Consider the following 20,232-nt stretch of genomic DNA (forward strand, 5'->3'; position numbering starts at 1 on the left):
GTAACCTGAAACCTGTAACCCTGCTATTCTTGAAGTTCTCCCTTACATTTGTGACATGCATGTTGATTTTATAATAATCGGACAGGGTATTTGCGGCACTTTCCTGAGCTGGGAATTACAGAAAGCGGGTTACTCGTTCCTCGTGATCGACAATAACCGTCCGGGAACGGCTTCAAAAGTAGCAGCCGGCATCATTAACCCCGTTACCGGAAGGCGTATTGTAAAAACGTGGATGATAGATGAAGTGATGCCTTTCGCCTGGCACCAATACACTGAAATCGGCAGTCAGTTACAGGTAAATGCCATCGAACAAAAAGACATCATTGATTTTTTTCCAACTCCGCAAATGAAGCTGGCCTATGAAAAACGGTATGCAGAAGATACCCAATATATCTCAATAAATAATGATCCCGCCGCCTGGAGCAATTACTTCAACGCCGATTTCGGTTTCGGCACCATTAGCCCCTGTTACCTGGTGAACCTGCATGAATTGTTACCGGCGTACCGCCAGTTACTGAAAACCGGGAATAACCTGCTGGAAGAAAATTTCGATCTCAGTCAATTGCAGATACTTGCCGATACTGTACACTACAAAGGCATAACTGCCCAACGGATCATTTTTTGCGATGGCATCACCTCCTTTAACAATCCGTGGTTTGCCAACCTGCCTTTTGCACCCAATAAAGGCGAAGTATTATTGGTAGAAGCGAAGGACATGCCCACGGACCATATCTTCAAAAAAGGTATAAACTGGGTGCCCTGGCAGGATAATATTTTCTGGGTCGGTTCCTCCTACGAATGGGATTTTACCAGTGACCATCCTACGGAACAGTTCCGGGAAAAGACCCTGGCCATACTAAAGCAGTGGGTTAAAGCGCCGGTGCGTGTGCTTGAACATACGGCGGCGGTACGCCCGGCCACCATCGAACGGCGGCCATTCATCGGGTTCCACCCCACGCAGCCGGCCATTGGCATTTTCAATGGTATGGGCACCAAGGGCTGCTCGCTGGCACCTTTTTTTGCACCACAGCTGGTGCAACATCTTCAGCATCAGTCGCCACTGCAACCTGAAGCCGATATTCAGCGATTCAAACGTGTATTATCGAAATAATTATATTTTTGCACTGCCTCGCTAAAGTCTTGGCGCAGGCGGGCACTGCACCGAAGAGCAGCAGGCATTCATTTAACTTAAAACTAAATCACCAACTGTGGGGCAGGAATCAAAAGATCTGTATGTTATACCAGCCAAATATCGCAAACTCGAAAATCTGCATATCCTGTTCTGGCTGGTAAAAGATATTTGCTGGTGTGTGATCCTTAAACCGCTGGGTATTGCGATGATCTTTCCGACCTTACTTATTGCCATTTATATTGCCTGGCGTACCCGCCATATTATGGCCGAACTAACGCATAACATCGCCATCACCTTATGGATAAGCGCTAACTCCTTATGGATGGTCGCCGAGTTTTTAGAAGTAGACGAGCAGGTAAAGCCTTATTGTCTCATTCCTTTTTGCCTTGGGTTGGTGGTGCTGTTTTATTACTATCTCATCTATTCTCCTTTAAAAAGAAAAAAGGAAACGGCTGCTGCCATTGCCGCCCCAAAGGCCATACCGGTAGAAGAAGTATAACAATACCGGGCAGGAATAATTGAAAAAAAAAAATGTCGAACACGTCCCGACAAATCCGGACATATCCGACATAGAAAACACAATCCTCAATGGTAGGCTAAAAGTAAAATAGTGCGCTAGGCAGCCAGTTTATTTAAACTTAACATTCCAATCGGGTCCTGCCGCAATAGAGCGATCATGGCATTGTACAGTTCGGGCATATCGTGCCGCATACGAACCGGGTTCTCGAAGAAGACCTCCACACTTACGGCCCAAAATTCCTGGTAATTGGTGCCGGCATAGTCATCGAGCAAATTTTTGGCGCCCTGCCGCATGCTTTCAAAAATGGGACGGGCCACTTTTGAAAAATTCATCCATTCCTTTTTAAAATGCTTGTCTTCCTCCGTTTGGGAAATGAAGTTTACATATGCCAGTGCATGCCCCATTTCGTGCAACCCCATATTGCAGTTGGGAGTAAGTCCCTTCAAACCCTTTATGAATTTATCCCATGACAGATAAATGCCACTGTGATCTACGTGCCCTTCAAAAGGCCGGGAATAAAAACCGTAATGATAATCGTGCTTCAGCACGTAGATATCCCGGAAAAAGTTGAACTGGTACTTATCTAATCCAAAAGTCAGCTGCACGGCCGTTGCACTGATTAAGATGGGCATTTCGGCGCATTCTTCCACTTCTATGTAATGGAATTTTTTGGCTTTTTTGAACAGGTAAGTCCTGAACAGGAATTTGTGCTGGTTGGCGGTGTTCAGCCGGTTGTAATACTTCAGGTTTTGTGAAACGATGGCGTGATAAAAGGTTTCCTGGGTAAGAAATAGTTTATACTGCCTTTTTTCATACAGGTAATTGTAACACTTTATCACTGGACCCTGTAGCAGAATGATACCGAAGACCACCAGAAAAATGATCAAAATCTCCATAATGCTCTATTTTTCGTAAATGACTCGGGGATCAGATCAACGACGTGGTTTTCAAATAGAGAAGATGGATCAACTAACGGTTTTCAGGGATTCTTGGGGAGATATGGCAAATTAAAGGGTGGTGATCATTAGAGGGTTCTATCAGGGTACAAAGTATAAAGAAAAATCTAAAAAAGAAAGTACCCCACTGCAAATTTAAGATATCTGTTAGTATAGTGTGATTAGAACTTTATTAACTAGTATTGTTCTTCAAAAACAGGATGCAACAAGAGGCCGGGTTTTAACATATCCTGATTTAGCAATTTACATATAGCATCATATAATTCAGGCAGTTGCATTTTAAAAGATTCAGGACGTTCAAAAAAGTTCTCCACACAAACCGCCCAGAATTCCTGGTAGTTCGTGGCCGCATAACTTCCCAGAAAATTCCTCTCTCCCGCCTGCATGCGCTCAAAGACCTCTCTGCCGGTTGCGGTGAATGTCTTAAACCACCGGTACTGAAATCCTTCATCTTCGCCCTCATGTTCATGCTCCGGAAAATTTACATAGGCCAGGGCATGCGCCATTTCATGTAATCCCACATTATCGCCATCGGTGTAATTGGCGTAAGACTTTAAAAAATTATTCCACGAAAGATAGATCCCGTCCTCGCTTACATGTCCCTGGAAAGGGATATTGAATAAACCGTAATGGTAATCGCGTTTCATGATGTAGATCTTGTTGAAATGGTCCATCAGGTAATGCTCCAAACCAAAAGTCAGCTGTATGGCAGCGGCGCTGATGAGGAGCGACATATGCTCCTCTTCTTCCATTTCTACAAATTCAAAATGTTTGGTAGCCCTGAAAATGAGGGTCCGTTTCAGAAAGCGGTCGCGCAATGAAGCATCCAGTTTGCGATAATAGGGAATATATTGCTGAAGGATGGCGTCGTATGCTTTGTGTTTATTGTCATACTGCTCTTTTACCCGTTGCGCCAGATACTGAATACGTAAATACCGGGCAAAAGCAAACCCGCCTATAACCACAATTAAGAGTATAAAAATGATTCCGGATTCCATTATATGATATTGGTAATTGAGCTGTTGTTTTTGTTACCGGTCTGTTCAATTTTCCCGCTGTAATTCCTTTCTGGCGTTGCAAAACAATAGCATACGGGGCGAAAAATAATAAAAATTAAGCAACAACCGGAAATTGCTTCTTTAGACAACCCAAAAAGGCGCTCCCCCCTTAAATTGCAAAAAAACAGCATATTTTTATGAAAATCGCTACCCCGGCCCCGCCGAAAATGATCGCTCGCGCTGCCTGACCCAATGAAAGCATATCGTTTTGAATTACCTTTGGCCGCAAATTCCAAATAACAAATAACAGATCTCAAATACCGGCTTCTGGAATTTGATCTTTCTTATTGTTTTTGGTGTTTGTTCCCGTAATTAACGGAATAGGATTTTGAGATTTTAAAGATTTAAAATATTAAGAATGTACAGAACTCATACCTGTGGAGAATTAAGGATGGCACAAACCGGGCAACAGGTAACGCTTGCCGGCTGGGTGCAAACCATCAGAAAGTTTGGTAGTATCACCTTTATTGACCTTAGGGACCGCTATGGCATTACCCAGTTATTATTAGGGGAAGAACTGAATGCTCAACTCGATCAGCAGCCGCTGGGCCGTGAATTTGTGCTGCAGGCCACAGGTGTGGTAAGCGAACGGAGCAATAAAAACCCCAACCTGCCAACCGGCGACATTGAGATCAAAATCTCTTCATTTGTAATTCTTAATAAATCCGTAACCCCACCTTTTACTATCCAGGATGATACCGATGGCGGCGATGACCTGCGCATGAAATTCCGCTACCTCGATCTGCGCCGGAACCTGGTAAAGAAGAACCTCGAATTGCGCTATGCCGTTAACAGGGCTGCCCGCAATTACCTGCACGATAACCATTTTATGGATATAGAAACCCCCTTCCTCATTAAATCAACACCGGAGGGGGCCCGCGACTTCGTGGTGCCATCGCGGATGAATCCCGGGCAGTTTTACGCCTTACCGCAATCGCCGCAAACCTTTAAACAGTTGTTGATGGTGAGCGGTTATGACCGGTATTACCAGGTAGTAAAATGTTTCCGCGATGAGGACCTGCGTGCCGACCGCCAGCCCGAGTTCACCCAGATAGATTGTGAAATGAGCTTTGTTGAACAGGAAGATATCCTGAACATGTTTGAAGGAATGATCAAACATATTTTCAAGGCGGTGAAGGGACTGGAAATTACCGAGAAGGTACAGCGCATGACCTGGGAAGACGCTATGTGGCAGTACGGAAACGACAAACCCGACATTCGTTTTGGCATGCAGCTGCTGAACATAAAATCAGCTTTTACCAAGGATGGTAAACTGCCTGCCACCGGTGAACTGATCGCCGGCACTGAATTTAAAGTGTTTAATGACGCTGAAACCGTAGTGGCCATTGCGGTGCCCGGCTGTGCCGAATATACCCGCAAACAAACCGATGAACTGACGGAGTGGGTAAAACGCCCGCAAATAGGCATGCAGGGGCTGGTGTTCATCAAGTGTAATGCCGATGGCACCTACAAAAGCAGCGTAGACAAATTCTTTACAGAAGATAAACTGAAAGCCATTGCCGATGCAGCAGGCGCCAAAGCCGGCGACCTGGTGCTGATACTGGCAGGCGCTGAAGAACGCACCCGCAAAGCCATGAGCGAATTGCGCCTCGAAATGGGCGAACGACTGGGACTGCGCAAAAAAGACGAATTTAAATTACTTTGGGTGCTCGATTTCCCGCTGTTCGAATACAGTGAAGAAGATAACCGCTGGGTAGCGCGCCACCATCCGTTCACGTCACCAAAGCCCGATCATATTGACATTATGATCAAAAACAGCCCCGTTATCGACAACGCGGCTGAGTACCTGAAACACCCGTATGCTAACATTAAAGCCAATGCGTACGATATGGTGCTGAACGGAAATGAAATAGGCGGGGGTTCTATCCGGATCTTCCAGCGCGACCTGCAGGAAAAAATGTTTGCAGCCCTGGGTATGAGCCAGGAAGAAGCCATGCACAAATTCGGCTTCCTGCTGGGCGCTTTTGAATACGGCGCTCCGCCGCATGGTGGCATTGCTTATGGGTTCGACCGCCTGTGCGCTATTCTGGGTGGCAGCGAAAGCATCCGCGATTTTATTGCCTTCCCTAAAAACAACAGCGGCCGCGACGTTATGCTCGATGCTCCCAGCGCCATCGATCAAAAGCAATTCGACGAATTACAAATTAAACTGAATTTGCAATAGATTGATAGCTAATAAGCCAGTGGCAGGTAGCAAGTTGCCACTGGCTTTACACTGCTAACTATTTCCCCATGCCGCCAATAACGACATGGGGCTTTTTTTATATGGGCTGCAATGACCAGCGGCCTTTATGTTTTAATTTAGCAAGGGTAAATACACCATGATGAAAGGGTTCACTACCTCCTGGAAAATATTCAGATCGGTTTGCATCGTACAGTTGATCCTGGTAGCATTCAAAGCCATGATGTCATTTGGCGAAGTGTTGTTCCGGGGGAGCGCTTTCTTAGGCCTGATCAATATTATCGCCTATGCGCTGGTGTTTGTATTTGTGTACCATGGCTTATCCATGCTGAATTATAATTACCCCGATGTTCCCCTGTCTCAAAAGCAGAAACGTTCGTTCAACATTTTATACATCCTGAATTTTATCCTCATCGCTTTTCTATTTGCCCAGGTAGTGAATACCTGGGGAATGTGGAAGGTGCTGTTTGATCCGGGTATTTACCGCGAGTTCAAAATCAACTGGTTAAATTTTACTATACATCTGCTATTTCCTTGGGGTATTTTTTTGATACATTTTGTTTTTCTTACGGGTATGTTCCGCTTACGGAGACTCATTCATGAGAACACGGTCAATACCTGGTACGAACAGTTTGATCAGAAACCGTAATACCACAGGTGCCTGATCGAATACCCATGAGGCAAAATTTTACTACCTTGAGGAGCTATTTTTCTTCCCATAATATGGAAGCAACACCACTTGCAGAAAGGTTACGTCCGAATACATTAGATGAACTGGCAGGTCAGGAGCACCTTACCGGTAAAGGCAGCATTTTGCGTACAGCTATTGAGCAGGGGAAAGTGCCCTCCATGATCCTGTGGGGGCCGCCCGGTACGGGAAAAACCACTATTGCCAATATAATAGCCCATACATTACAGGTTCCCTTTTACACGCTCAGCGCTATCAGTTCCGGCGTAAAAGAAGTACGCGAAGTAATTACAGAAGCTAAAGAAAAAGAGCGGGCGATCTTATTCATCGACGAAATACACCGTTTCAATAAAGGACAACAGGACGCCCTGCTGGGCGCCGTAGAAAAAGGCATTGTTACCCTCATTGGCGCTACCACCGAAAATCCTTCTTTTGAAGTGAACAGCGCCTTACTTAGCCGTTGCCAGGTATATGTGCTAAGGCCGCTGCAGGAAGAAAACCTTATCACTTTGTTACAGCAGGCCATTACCAAAGATGTGCTGTTGCAGAAAAAACATATTGAACTGCAGGAAACCGCTGCGCTGATCACTATTTCCGGTGGTGACGCACGTAAATTATTGAACCTGCTTGAGCTGGTGGTAAATACGCTGGGAGAGACCGCCATTATCACCGACCAGGCCGTTATGGATATTGCCCAGCAGCGGATTGCCCTGTATGACAAAAGCGGCGAACAACATTATGATATCATTTCAGCCTTCATTAAAAGTATGCGTGGCAGTGATCCCAACGGTGCCGTGTACTGGCTGGCGCGGATGATAGAAGGCGGCGAAGATGTAAAATTCATCGCGCGCCGCATGCTTATACTGGCCAGTGAAGACATTGGGAATGCCAATCCCACCGCGCTGGTGCTGGCCAATGCTACCTTTGAAGCGGTAAACAAGATCGGATATCCTGAAGCCCGGATCATTTTATCGCAATGCGCCGTTTACCTGGCTACTTCGCCTAAAAGCAATGCTTCTTATGTGGCCATCAATGATGCGCTGGCAGCGGTTCGTGAACATGGCGATCTGCCGGTGCCACTGCACATTCGCAATGCCCCTACCCACCTGATGAAAAAACTCGATTACGGCAAAGGCTATAAATATTCCCACGATTACGAGGGCAATTTTTCCAGCCAGGAATATCTGCCACCACCGCTTACCGGCCGGAAATTTTATGATCCGGGGCAAAATGCCCGTGAAGAGGAACTAAGAAGGTACCTTAAAAACCTATGGAAGGAAAAATATGGCTACTAGCAAGAGATACCAAATTTCAGTTACCATTTACTACCAGTAACGCATTATTGATAGCATATCATTTTATCAGGAAATACAAACAATTTATTATCGCTTGAGCAACCTAACGTTTATACACAAGCCGTTCAATGAACTAACACCGCACGAATTGTATGCTATTTTGCAGTTGCGCAGTGAAGTATTTGTTGTTGAACAAAATTGTGTGTTTCAGGATGCAGATAATAAAGACCAGGCTTCGTATCATGTCATGGGCTGGCAAAATGATCTGCTGGCAGGTTATACACGGTTAGTCCCCGCCGGTATATCCTATGATGAACCTTCTATTGGCCGTGTTGTTACTTCGCCGAAAGTTAGGCATGCGGGTATAGGAAAACTACTAATGCAATATTCCATTCGTACAACCTACGCATTGTGGGGGAAAACTACGATTACCATCGGTGCGCAATTCTACCTCCGTAATTTCTATAATTCACTAGGGTTTCAACAGTGTAGTGACATCTATCTTGAAGATGGTATTCAACACATTAAGATGTTTCTACCGATTAACGGTTGAAAACAGTAAAACAAAACACTTATTTGCATATTTTTTTAAAAGCTGCACACAAAAAAAGGACAATTCTGCGTTTATAGTATGTGTGACTGGTGTTTGTTATTTTAGCACCAGATTTTCTCTGACCGTCTGAAAACTAAATCTGATATTCTCATGAAACAGTTTTTACACTCTGTATGGAGGTGTAGCATGTTATTACTGGTTAGTGCAGGTAGTTGCATTACTTCCTACGGCCAGTACACCGAAAGTTCCTCCTTTTTTGAAGCGGGTATTAGCCTGGGACCTACCAACCTTCTGAGTGACCTTGGAGGTAATGCCGGAAAGGGTACCAAGTTTATCAAAGACAACAACTTCCCATCAACCAAACTCATTTTTGGTGCTTATCTTACCTATCAGCCCAATGAATGGCTGGGTTTCCGGTTAGCAGTGAACAGAGGTACACTGTCTGGTGATGATGCCCTTATCAAAGGCAAAGGTGGCCTGGAAGAAGCCCGCAAAAACCGTAATTCGGACGTTCGCACGCGGATAACGGAAGGATTGTTGCTGGCAGAAGTTTATCCCACTGTTTTCCTGGAAGGCGACCCATCTGATGTAATAGGAAGGATCAGACCGTATGTAATGGGTGGTATCGGTTTCTTCAAATTTAATCCGCAGGGTACCGATCCCCTGACTGGAGAATGGGTTGATCTGAAACCTTTACGTACTGAAGGACAAGGTTTACCAGGATATCCTGGCCGCAAGGAATATAAATTAACAGCCTTTAATTATTCTTTGGGTGCAGGCGCTAAATATTTCCTCAGTGAAAAAGTAAATATCAGCCTCGAACTATTACACAGAACTACCAATACCGACTATATAGACGACGTAAGCACTACTTATATTGATAATTCTGCTTTTTTTGCAAGTATGCCGCTGCCGCAGGCGCAACTCGCTGCAAGAATGGCAAACAAGAGTGGTAGTATTGCAGCACCTTATACCGCAGGTATGAAAAGAGGAACGTCAACTAACAATGACGCCTATTTCTCGCTCAACCTGAAATTAGGTTTCAGATTAGGCCAGGGAAGCAGCAACTATAGCTCTACCCGTTGCCCTGTCAGATTCTAATGTTACAATTTCCGTATTCAAGATATCGTTGTTGATCCGTACCCTTTTGAAAATTTTTCGCCTCTGATGAGGCAGCGAACCCGAACCCATGAACACAAGCGAAACCGTAGGAAGGTATATTAGTATCCGTATTATCCCCGCGCTGTTTACAATAGTTCTATTGTGCACAGGCATACATCCTTCTATCGGTTGTCCGTTATCAGTACCTACTTATTCAAATGATACCATACTGGTACAAAAACAGGTTACCAGTAAAAAGCATAAAATAAAGTTGTATCCAAACGCTGAGCAGGATGTTCTTTTTTTTAGTGTGCGAGGATCAGAAGATAAAGTATACCAGTTCTTTTTATTTGATGTTAACGGCAACCTGGTTAAGCAGGCTAACATCAAAGGCAGGCAAACGACTGTTATTGACAACATTGAAAAAGGCAATTACCTGTTCGAAGTATTCTCTGATGATGTGCGCATTGAAAATGGACAGGTGATCATACGATAAATTATTTTCGGTTGCCATTAAGGCAATCATAAAGCTCTTTGTTACCACAACTTATAATCCAATAAGCTGCAGGGAAATTAGTAAAATCCATATATCCGGTTGAGTCAAAACCTGATCCGTTCCCTATTTTTAAGTACCCTGAAACACAAAGATTTTATTAATCACTCCCTGCACCTGCTTATTGGAACCACAAACTTCTTCTGGTTAATACCAGTATCCTCAGTAGCCGGCGATGAATAATTGCCGGCTACTTGTATTTTAGGCCGAATGCTAAACGCCTAAGGCTTGTTCTGCAGAGGCGCTTCGCGCCTGGTGTTATCAATTAACATTATAGCGTTTAGCGCCTGCCGGCAGGCAGGTTCAGCGTTTTGCGTTTAGCGTTCTGCGTTCTGCATAAAAAAGGGCGGCCTTTCAGCCACCCGGTTTATTTAATATCGCATTGCAGGTTATTTTAAGAAGATACCGGCAGCCTCTTCCCAGTTGTTGATGCGGTCGTAACCGGTCACGTCTTTGTTATGAATAGCCGTAAAAAGGTGCTTTTTTCCGTTGAAATGCTGCAGGTGCCGTACATGATCATCGATCATGTGATCACCATACACCATGCGCTTTTCACCGCATAACACGAGTTGTTTCCAGGTGAAGAACGGAAAATGCTCCATCAACCAGTCAAACTTATCTTTTAATGAGTTCGGAAACTCCGTGGCAGCGGATACGATAAAGATCTCATATCGTTTATTCATTTCCTTAAGCACATCAACACTGTCTTTCATGACCGGCAGGTCGCGAAAAAAACCAGGTTCGGATAAACGTGAACGAACAAGCGCCTGGTGCTGTTCGGGAAAACCGAATAACCACGATCCACTCATCTTACTAAAATCAACCGGTAATCCATATTCTTTTTTGTACCACTCGATCATTGCCCCCATAGGATCGGCAATCACTTCATCCATATCGATTATTACTCTTTCCATTGGTAGTATTATTTAGGTGTGCCACATTTCGATCGCTACATTAGAGAAAGTGAGGCACACCTTTGTTAACTAACTATTTCAACTCTTCTTTTAAAAATTTCGCGGTGTGACTGGCCTTTACTTTCAGCAAATCTTCAGGCGTTCCTTCAAAAAGGATCTGTCCGCCCCCATCGCCGCCTTCAGGTCCCAGGTCAATGATATGATCGGCCACTTTAATTACGTCCATATTGTGTTCGATCACCAAAACAGTATTGCCGCGGTCAACCAGCTTGTTAAGCACATCGAGCAAATGCTGAATATCTTCAAAATGCAACCCGGTCGTAGGCTCATCCAGGATGTAAAAAGTTTTACCGGTATCTTTTTTCGACAGCTCGGTAGCCAGTTTCACCCGTTGGGCTTCGCCGCCGCTCAACGTAACAGCGCTTTGTCCAAGGGTGATATAACCCAGTCCTACTTCCTGTAACACTTTTATCTTCCGGTACAAATAAGGTACATTCTGGAAGAACTCAACGGCATCATCAACCGTCATATCGAGCACATCACTGATGCTTTTTCCTTTATACCTGATCTCGAGGGTTTCGCGGTTGTATCGCTTGCCCTGGCATTTCTCGCAGTGTACATATACATCTGGCAGGAAGTTCATTTCAATCACCCGCATACCACCGCCTTCACACACATCGCAACGACCGCTTTTAACATTAAAGGAGAACCGGCCTGCATTATACCCCCTGATCTTGGCTTCAGGAACGGATGCATACAGTGTTCTTATGTCGGTAAAAAAGCCGCAATAGGTGGCCGGATTGCTTCGGGGTGTACGGCCGATAGGCGACTGATCAATTTCAATTACTTTATCAATATGTTCGAGGCCCTTGATATTTTTATATTCAAGTGGCGTCATACGCGAGTTATAAGCATGTTTGCTTAAAATGGGATACAGGGTCTCAATGATGAGCGTTGATTTTCCACTGCCGCTAACCCCCGTTGCCACGATCAATTTACCCAGGGGAAACTTTGCAGTTACTTTTTGCAGGTTATTGCCATTGGCGCCAATTAGCTCCAGCACCTTTCCACTGCCTTTTCTTCTTTCTTTAGGCACCGCAATTTCGCGAATACCATTCAGATAAGCAGAGGTAAGGGTATCCAGCTTCAATAAAGCTGCGGGCTCTCCCTGGGCTACTACCCTGCCGCCATGAAAGCCGGCTTTAGGCCCAATATCAACCAGGTGGTCGGCCGCCAGCATAATATCTTTATCATGTTCTACCACCAGCACGCTGTTACCAATGTTACGCAGGTTCTTTAATGCTTCAATTAACCGGTGGTTGTCGCGCTGATGTAAACCGATGCTGGGTTCATCGAGAATATAAGTGATGCCCTGTAATTGGGAACCGATCTGTGTAGCCAGTCTGATGCGCTGGGATTCTCCACCGCTGAGTGTGCGCGAAGACCGGTTAAGTGTGAGATAGTTTAAACCAACGTCGAGCAGGAACTGTAACCTTTCCCTGATCTCCTTCAGCACATCTTTTGCAATGGTATTCTGCTTCGTAGATAATCTTTTCTCGATGCCTTTGAACCATTGCATCAGTTTATCGAGATTGAGCTCACTAAGCTCTGCAATATTTTTTTCGTCAACCTTAAACCATAAACTCTCCTTTTTCAACCGGGCGCCACCGCAGGCTGTACAGGTCTTTAATTCCATGAACTGTTCTGTCCACTGACGAATCGAATCACTGGAACTGGCAGCGAACCACCGCTTTAACTGAGGTACGACGCCTTCAAATTCTTCTGTGTATATATTCGCTTCCGGATTAATAGCATCAAAATCCAACACTTCTTCATGATCGCCGGCCTCATTACCATACAGTACCAGATTAAGGGCTTTCTTTGGCATTTCGTTCAAAGGCACATCGAGGCTGAACCTGTGTTTCTTGGCGAGCCGTTGTACCTGGCTGAACACGTAGTTATCTCTTTCTTCACCCAGTGGGGCAATGCCGCCTTCATTTATGCTTAATGAATGATCAGGAATAACGGCCTCCATACTGATCTGGTAAACATTACCAAGGCCTTTACAAACCGGACAGGCGCCGTATGGACTGTTAAATGAAAAGCTGTTGGGAGATGGTTCTTCGTAACTGATCCCCGTGTCTTCACACATTAACTGACGCGAATATTGAACCAGGACCTCTCCCCGGCCGGCACCATTGGAGGAGGAATTGCCGTTTTTCGTTTTGCTTTGCTTGTCATTTCCATTGCCTGCATCATGTACTAACAGGAACATCAGCTCCTTCCCCATTTGCAAGGTCTTCTGAACGCTCTGGCTTAAGCGCAGTTTCATGTCATCTGTAACTGCCATGCGATCGATCACCACTTCAATGTCATGTATCTTGTAACGATCAACCTGCATTTTAGGAACAAGATCCTTTACTTCACCATCAACGCGCACTTTGAGATAACCTTTTTTACGAATATCTTCAAACAGTTCGCGATAATGTCCTTTGCGCCCACGTACCAGGGGAGCAAGCAATGTTATTTTCTTTCCTTTGAACTTTTTATAGATATTATCAACGATCTCTTCTTCACTGAACTTGACCATTTTTTTCCCCGTATTGTAACTGTAAGCCTCCCCAACGCGGGCAAACAATAAGCGCAGAAAATCATACACTTCTGTAATGGTTCCTACAGTTGAACGGGGGTTCTTGTTAGTGGTCTTTTGCTCAATGGAAATCACAGGTGACAGGCCAGTGATCTTATCTACATCAGGACGTTCCATATCACCAATGAACTGGCGGGCATATGCGCCGAAACTTTCCATATAACGGCGTTGCCCCTCCGCATATATGGTATCAAAAGCGAGTGACGATTTTCCACTGCCACTGATACCCGTTATTACAACCAGTTTATTTTTAGGGATACTGATATCGATATTCTTAAGATTGTGAACCCGCGCTCCAAAAACATGAATAGCCTCATCAGATTCGGCACCGGCAACCTGTTCGCTTTTTGGTATAGCCGGTTTTTTAGCTTTCACATCTGCCATAAAAAACGTTCGCCTTTTTATTTTTGTGGGAAATTACACCAACCCCGCTGATTTTACTAAATAATTTGTCAAAGATAAGAACAAAAAAACAGTAGGAATGTTGAATATCCTTTAAGATATTTGCGCCTCATAATCAACCCAATAGCTTTGAATTAGGATTGTGGTATATAATTTGAAAGCTGTTGGACTATTCATAACGTCGTCTTTACTAAAACAATATAATATGAGATCAATCCAAAAAACCCTGACAAGTATCGCCGCCGTAGCCATTATTCTGGGCGGCTGTAAAAGCATGAACAAAACGACCAAAGGAGCTATTATCGGAACAGCAGGCGGTGGCGCCGTTGGTGCAGTAATAGGCAAAGCAGCTGGTAATACAGCTTTAGGCGCCATCATCGGTGCAACTGTGGGTGGTGTTACCGGTGCTGTAATTGGTAAGAAAATGGATAAACAAGCGAAAGAGATCGAAAACAAAGTACCTGGTGCTAAAGTTGAGCGCGTAGGTGAAGGTATCGTTGTTGAATTCAGCGATAAGATCTTATTCGGCTTTGACCGCGCAGACCTTTCTGCTGGTGCTTCTACGAACCTCAACAAACTGGTTGAAGTGTTAAAAGCTTATCCTGATACCGATATCGAAATCCAGGGGCACACTGATAACAAAGGCGCTGACGATTATAACCTGAAATTGTCAGAAAGAAGAGCTTCAGCCGTAGCCAACTTTTTACGCAGCAAAGGGGTAGCCAACAGCCGTATCAGAATTAAAGGCTTTGGTGAAACTGCGCCGGTTGCCAGCAACGATACCGAAGATGGCCGTTCTCAAAACCGTCGGGTAGACTTCCTGATCACTGCCAACGAAAAAATGAAAGCAGACGCCAAGAAGGAAGCAGCTAATCAGTAAAAAACGCTTTCTTATATACAGCACCATTAATCAATTTTTCACCTTCAACACTATTAGTTATGAAAACAAAAGCCCTGTTGCTCGCACTCACAACTACTGCATTTGCCTTTGGCGCCAAAGCGCAGGAAACAACTACGTTTGGCTTACGGGCAGGTGTTAACTTCCAGAACATCAATGGAAAAGAGTTTAACGGCGATGACACAGAAAACAAATTGAAAACAGGTTTTCATGTAGGTGTCAATGCCGAAATACCCATCGCTTCGGAGTTCTATCTGCAACCTGGTGTACTGTTCACAACCAAAGGAGCAAAGAGCAAGGATGATGATGATATCAAGGTCAACCTTTCCTACATTGAAGTGCCCATCAACTTCCTGTACAAGCCTGCTTTAGGCACCGGTAAACTGTTATTGGGCATCGGACCCTACATAGCTTTTGCAGTAGGCGGAAAAGCATCCGATGAAGATGGCGAAGAATCTGATTTCAAATTCAAGAATGAGGTCTCCGCAGCAGAATACCTTCAGGATCCTTATGCAAGACGTATAGATGCAGGTGGTAATTTTCTGGTTGGTTATGAATTTAGCAATAAATTCTCAGCTCAGTTGAATGCGCAATTAGGAATGTTAAAGATCAATCCTGAAATTGAAGGCGTATCTAATGATGAAACAAAGTACAAGAACACTGGCTTCGGCATTTCATTAGGTTATCGCTTTTAGTGGATGCAATTCAGGGAACGGAAAGTTTCCTGAGCAGTAAGACAAACAATTGTATAAAATACACAATAAAGCCGTTCCGTTAATGCGGGGCGGCTTTTATTGTATTATATATGAAATATTTTAGTTAGGTGTAAACACTTACGCAATTTAAATATGAATACTACGTTTAATTGCAAGCTTAAAGCGAAATGTATCCCGTTAAAAATCCATGTTCCTAATTAACAATTAAAAAACCCTATCAATTTAGTTATGAAATCAAAAGTTTTGTTGCTTGCTTTGGCAACCACCGCACTTGCTTTGACCTCTAAAGCCCAGGACGCTGCTAAAACAACCTTTGGCGTACGCGCTGGTGTTAACTTCACTAACATTACCGGTGACGATCAGGATAGCAAAATCAAACCAGGATTTAACATTGGCGTTAATGCTGAAGTTCCTGTTGCTACTGACTTTTATCTGCAACCCGGCTTATTATTCACCACAAAAGGTGCAAAAGCTGACGAAGGTGATGGCAAAGTAAACCTTTCTTACCTTGAAGTTCCTATTAACTTCCTGTACAAACCTACATTAGGTGATGGTAAACTGTTATTAGGTTTCGGTCCCTACGTTGGTTTTGGAATTGGCGGTAAATACAAAGAAGGTGATGACGAAATGGATGTTAAGTTCAAAAATGATGTTAAAGCCGGAGACCAAAGCATGACCGATCCTAAGATCTTCATGAAAGGATTGGATTTCGGTGGAAACCTGTTGGTTGGTTATGAACTGAGCAGCAAGTTGTCATTCCAACTGAACGCTCAATTAGGTATGAGCAACCTGAATCCTAAATTCGAAGGTGAAAAACCTGAAGACAAAATAAAAAATACCGGTTTTGGTATTTCAGTTGGTTACCGCTTCTAATGAACTCTACCCAACTGCATCGCCTATAGCCCTTGCAAATTCTTAGATGGATACATTAAAAAGATCCTCCCGCATGACCTGTCGGGAGGATTTTTTTTGTTGGTACTAAGCACCTGAAGTCAGGTTAAAAAGAAATTTGACAATTTAAATCCCGTCATTATCTTTGCACCAGTTCTTTACACATCGCTTATCAAGAAAGGCTGAGGGAAATGGCCCGATGAAGCCTTGACAACCTGCACGCTGGTTTTAACAGAACCGCTGTAAGGTGCCAACTCCATCCCGCGGAAGGCGGGACAGATAAGTCAGATATAAGCTTCTACAATACTGAACTGCAACATATTGAAAGCTCTTCTGACTTACGGAAGAGCTTTTTTTATTGCATCCGCCGGGGCTCCGGCTAAAGCGGATAAAAAGAAGACAGATCAAGCACACCAGGATCTGCCGGCAATAAACAACACTCTTCCAGTAAGAACTCTCTTGATAAGTGCTGTCGCGAACATGTACATCGCATAGTCAATACCATAAGACTGGCCAACGTACACTGTCTAATCAATTTTTTTTAATTCCCTTACCCTGTTTAAAGGGATGGGAGCAAAAATGTTTATCATGCAAGCGACAACACAACTCATTCACAGCATCCCTGTAGATGCACTGACCGGCGCTGTATCTGTGCCTATTTACCAAACCTCTACTTTCGTTCAGGAAGCCCCTGGCGTTAATAAAGGTTTTGATTACGCAAGAACAAACAATCCCACCAGGGCAACACTCGAAAAACTGATCGCTCAACTGGAAGGCGGCCAGGTTGGCCTTGCTTTTTCGAGCGGACTCGCCGCTATTGACGCCATCGCCAAGCTGTTACGGCCCGGTGATGAAATTGTAGCTGTAGATGATATCTACGGTGGTGCTTACCGGTTATTCACCCAGGTGTATCAGCAATTCGGGGTCACCATTAATTTTGTTGATACATCCGATCCCGAAAAAGTATTTAACGCCGTTACCCCCAACACCAAACTCATCTGGCTCGAAACACCTACCAATCCAACGTTAAAGATCTCTGATATCGAGGCCATCGCACAGATCGCCAAAGCCAACGGGTGTTTACTTTGCGTGGATAACACTTTTGCTTCACCGGCATTACAACAACCTATTTCGCTGGGAGCTGATATTGTAGTGCATTCCGCCACCAAATACCTCGGCGGCCATAGCGACCTCATCGCCGGTTTGGTAGTAACAAAAGATAAAGCCCTTGGCGATACTCTTAAATTCTATCAAAATGCCTGCGGCGCCATTCTGGCCCCTTTCGATAGCTGGCTGGTAATTCGGGGTATCGAAACCCTGCACCTGCGCGTTCAGCAACATTGCCGCAGCGCCCAGGAAGTAGCCGGGTTCCTGCAGCAACACCCTGCCGTTGATAAAGTATATTATCCAGGATTGAAAGATCATCCCAATCATGCCATTGCCAAAAAACAAAGCAGGGGTTTTGGCGGTATCGTTTCTTTCACGTTGAAAGAAGATACGGCTGCTGCAGCTACCGCATTTGTTACCAGCACCCGGTTATTCAAGCTGGCCGAAAGCCTGGGCGGAATTAAAAGCCTGGTAAGCCACCCGGCCAGCATGACGCATAAAACCATTCCGGCCGAAAAACGCCGCGCTGCCGGCGTTACAGACAGCCTTATTCGCTTAAGTATAGGCCTTGAAGATGCCGGCGACTTATTGCAGGACCTGCAACAGGCGCTGGAAAAGACCAACGCGGTTGTTACAACAGCCGCCAACAGGGCAGTACCCTGTTAATAAAAGGGAAAGTATAGCCATTTATAGTATTTCTAAACAATAAACAATGTCTGAACAAATAACCCGGGAACCTGTTAAAACATACAAGGATATTGACCGCAGTATCCTGAAACCTATTCCTAACCCCACTGACCAGGCCTATGAGATCAAGATCAAAATACCTGAGTTCACTTTTCTGGGCGTTAAGGAACAACCTGATTTTGCAGTTATTTACTGCACTTTCTATCCCGGTAAGAAAATAATAGAATTGAAATCATTGAAACATTATGTCTTCCAGCTGCGCAATATCGTAGTCTCCTACGAAAGACTGATCAACATCATTTATGATGACCTGGTGGCTGTATATGAACCTGCCCGTTTACGGTTGGTCATGGTCTGCAATCCGCGCGGTGGCATCAGTTCTAAACTTACCATCGATTCTGACTGGAAGATCCGTGGTGGTAAAGAACAGTTCAACGACTGGCAGATCGTGGAAGACGAATGGTCGGTAGAAATGTAAGAACGCTGAACGCCCAACGCGAAACGCTGAACGCTGAACGCTAAATGCGAAACACAGCACCAGGCATGTCAGTAAGACTTAGCTTTCAATTATCACATTATCGAATTATTAAATTAGCAAATTATCATATGGACGCACACAAGTCATTAACAATCGGTTTATTTGGTTTTGGTGTAGTAGGTGAAGGTTTGTACAAAGTATTACAACAAACGCCTTCACTGAAAGCCACTATAAAAAAGGTCTGTATAAAGAACCCCGGGAAAAAACGCAATGCGCCAGATGCATTGTTTACGACCAATAAAGATGAGTTGCTCAATGATCCTGAGATCAATGTGATCGTAGAAGTGATCAACGAATCAGAACCTGCCTTCGAGATCGTTTCTACCGCATTAAAGAATGGTAAAGACGTGGTGAGCGCCAGCAAAAAAATGATTGCCGAGCATTTACCCGAATTACTGGGTTTACAAAAACTCACCGAGCGCTCCTTCCTGTATGAGTCTGCTGCCTGCGCCTCCATCCCGGTTATCCGCAATCTGGAAGAATACTACGACAACGATCTTTTACATTCCATCAAAGCCATTGTTAACGGCTCCACCAACTTCATTCTTACCAAAATGTTTGAAGACAAGCTGGATTTTCAACAGGCGCTGTTACTGGCGCAGCAGCTGGGTTTTGCTGAAAGCGACCCCACACTCGATGTGGAAGGCTTTGATGCTGCCAATAAATGGAATTTCCTGCTCACCCATGCTTATGGTATTGTAGTGGCGCCAGATGCCGTGGTATTTAACGGCATTCAAAACATTCATCAAAACGACGCCCTGGTTGCTACTGAAAAGCATTACGATATTAAACTGGTTGCCCAGGCAAAGAAACTCGAGAATGGAAAAGTAGCTGCTTTTGTACTGCCGCAGTTCGTTAAACACGATGATCACCTGGCTTTTGTAAAGAATGAATACAATGGTGTTGTGATTGAAAGTGGTTTCGCCGATAAACAATTCTTTTATGGCAAAGGCGCCGGCAGCTTCCCTACCGCTTCTGCCGTTTTAAGCGACCTTTCTGCCCTGCGTTACCAATATAAATATGAGTACAAGAAATTGTACCACCACACTCCCAACGAGCTCACCAATGATTTTTATGTGCGGGTGTACGTGAGCTTCGACGACTGGAAATACATTCCAAAAGAGAAATTCGAATGGATCGAAGAGTGGCATGCCGAAAGCGATCGTAAATACCTGGTTGGTGTGCTTCACTTTAATGAGCTGGCTCAAAACAGCTGGTGGCGTGAGAACAAAACTTCACTGATCCTTTCTCCTGAAGCCGTTATCGAAGATGTGGAAGTGCGTAAACTGAAAAAGAAAAGCCTCGAACTGGCCGGCATCATTTAATTAAGTAAAAACCAAGAGGATGTTTTCATTGAGGCATCCTCTTTT

General features: G+C 44.4%; 18 protein-coding genes and 1 riboswitch. Of the genes, 14 read left to right on the forward strand and 4 right to left on the reverse strand.

Annotated elements, in window-relative coordinates; translation table 11 throughout:
- The first annotated feature begins 55 nt into the window (after positions 1-55).
- On the forward strand, positions 56-1,111 hold the full coding sequence (locus tag JUB15_RS22570; protein ID WP_207514917.1) for an NAD(P)/FAD-dependent oxidoreductase: 1,056 nt from the start codon (positions 56-58) through the stop codon (positions 1,109-1,111).
- 97 nt (positions 1,112-1,208) lie between these two features.
- A complete protein-coding gene (locus tag JUB15_RS22575; RefSeq protein WP_207514918.1) occupies positions 1,209-1,631 on the forward strand; it encodes a hypothetical protein in 423 nt (140 codons plus the stop codon).
- A gap of 116 nt (positions 1,632-1,747) precedes the next feature.
- Here JUB15_RS22575 and JUB15_RS22580 read toward each other — a convergent pair whose 3' ends face one another.
- Entirely contained in the window at positions 1,748-2,548 is an 801-nt protein-coding gene (locus tag JUB15_RS22580) for a zinc-dependent peptidase (RefSeq protein ID WP_207514919.1), read from the reverse strand.
- 236 nt (positions 2,549-2,784) lie between these two features.
- Positions 2,785-3,606 carry a zinc-dependent peptidase gene (locus JUB15_RS22585; protein WP_207514920.1) on the reverse strand — a complete coding sequence of 274 codons (822 nt, stop codon included), beginning with the start codon at positions 3,604-3,606 and terminating at the stop codon, positions 2,785-2,787.
- 418 nt (positions 3,607-4,024) lie between these two features.
- On the opposite strand from JUB15_RS22585, the gene aspS reads away from it, so the two are divergent.
- The 6 genes from aspS (at position 4,025) to JUB15_RS22615 (ending at position 10,002) form a co-directional block, all read left to right on the forward strand.
- Complete coding sequence (gene aspS, locus JUB15_RS22590; protein WP_207514921.1) at positions 4,025-5,851, forward strand: aspartate--tRNA ligase; 1,827 nt, start codon at positions 4,025-4,027, stop codon at positions 5,849-5,851.
- A 160-nt stretch (positions 5,852-6,011) separates the two neighbouring features.
- Entirely contained in the window at positions 6,012-6,518 is a 507-nt protein-coding gene (locus JUB15_RS22595) for a hypothetical protein (protein WP_207514922.1), read from the forward strand.
- A gap of 74 nt (positions 6,519-6,592) precedes the next feature.
- Positions 6,593-7,852 (forward strand): replication-associated recombination protein A, encoded by a 1,260-nt coding sequence (locus JUB15_RS22600; protein ID WP_207515056.1) that lies wholly within the window; start codon positions 6,593-6,595, stop codon positions 7,850-7,852.
- Positions 7,853-8,000: 148 nt separating this feature from the next.
- A complete protein-coding gene (locus tag JUB15_RS22605; RefSeq protein WP_242696477.1) occupies positions 8,001-8,405 on the forward strand; it encodes a GNAT family N-acetyltransferase in 405 nt (134 codons plus the stop codon).
- 150 nt (positions 8,406-8,555) lie between these two features.
- Positions 8,556-9,506, forward strand: coding sequence for an outer membrane beta-barrel protein (locus JUB15_RS22610; protein ID WP_207514924.1), 951 nt, complete (start codon positions 8,556-8,558; stop codon positions 9,504-9,506).
- Positions 9,507-9,594: 88 nt separating this feature from the next.
- The gene (locus JUB15_RS22615; protein WP_207514925.1) at positions 9,595-10,002 is read left to right on the forward strand and encodes a T9SS type A sorting domain-containing protein; all 408 of its coding nucleotides are present in this window, start codon (positions 9,595-9,597) and stop codon (positions 10,000-10,002) included.
- Positions 10,003-10,448: 446 nt separating this feature from the next.
- Here JUB15_RS22615 and JUB15_RS22620 read toward each other — a convergent pair whose 3' ends face one another.
- Complete coding sequence (locus JUB15_RS22620; protein WP_207514926.1) at positions 10,449-10,973, reverse strand: 5' nucleotidase, NT5C type; 525 nt, start codon at positions 10,971-10,973, stop codon at positions 10,449-10,451.
- Positions 10,974-11,046: 73 nt separating this feature from the next.
- On the reverse strand, positions 11,047-14,007 hold the full coding sequence (gene uvrA, locus JUB15_RS22625; RefSeq protein WP_242696478.1) for an excinuclease ABC subunit UvrA: 2,961 nt from the start codon (positions 14,005-14,007) through the stop codon (positions 11,047-11,049).
- A gap of 223 nt (positions 14,008-14,230) precedes the next feature.
- Between uvrA and JUB15_RS22630 the strand changes: the two genes are divergently transcribed.
- The 6 genes from JUB15_RS22630 (at position 14,231) to JUB15_RS22655 (ending at position 20,187) form a co-directional block, all read left to right on the forward strand.
- Positions 14,231-14,905, forward strand: a complete 675-nt coding sequence (locus JUB15_RS22630) for a YiaD family glycine zipper/OmpA-like lipoprotein (protein WP_207514927.1) — start codon at positions 14,231-14,233, stop codon at positions 14,903-14,905.
- A gap of 59 nt (positions 14,906-14,964) precedes the next feature.
- Positions 14,965-15,618 carry a porin family protein gene (locus JUB15_RS22635; protein WP_207514928.1) on the forward strand — a complete coding sequence of 218 codons (654 nt, stop codon included), beginning with the start codon at positions 14,965-14,967 and terminating at the stop codon, positions 15,616-15,618.
- Between the two features lie 249 nt (positions 15,619-15,867).
- On the forward strand, positions 15,868-16,512 hold the full coding sequence (locus JUB15_RS22640) for a porin family protein (protein ID WP_207514929.1): 645 nt from the start codon (positions 15,868-15,870) through the stop codon (positions 16,510-16,512).
- Between the two features lie 184 nt (positions 16,513-16,696).
- Positions 16,697-16,816: riboswitch (SAM riboswitch) on the forward strand.
- A gap of 302 nt (positions 16,817-17,118) precedes the next feature.
- Positions 17,119-18,303 (forward strand): trans-sulfuration enzyme family protein, encoded by a 1,185-nt coding sequence (locus tag JUB15_RS22645; protein WP_207514930.1) that lies wholly within the window; start codon positions 17,119-17,121, stop codon positions 18,301-18,303.
- 46 nt (positions 18,304-18,349) lie between these two features.
- On the forward strand, positions 18,350-18,802 hold the full coding sequence (gene queF / locus JUB15_RS22650) for a preQ(1) synthase (RefSeq protein ID WP_207514931.1): 453 nt from the start codon (positions 18,350-18,352) through the stop codon (positions 18,800-18,802).
- Between the two features lie 128 nt (positions 18,803-18,930).
- A complete protein-coding gene (locus tag JUB15_RS22655; protein WP_207514932.1) occupies positions 18,931-20,187 on the forward strand; it encodes a homoserine dehydrogenase in 1,257 nt (418 codons plus the stop codon).
- The last annotated feature ends 45 nt before the right edge of the window (positions 20,188-20,232 follow it).

This window comes from Longitalea luteola (assembly GCF_017356035.1).
Classification (GTDB): Bacteria; Bacteroidota; Bacteroidia; order Chitinophagales; family Chitinophagaceae; genus Niastella; species Niastella luteola.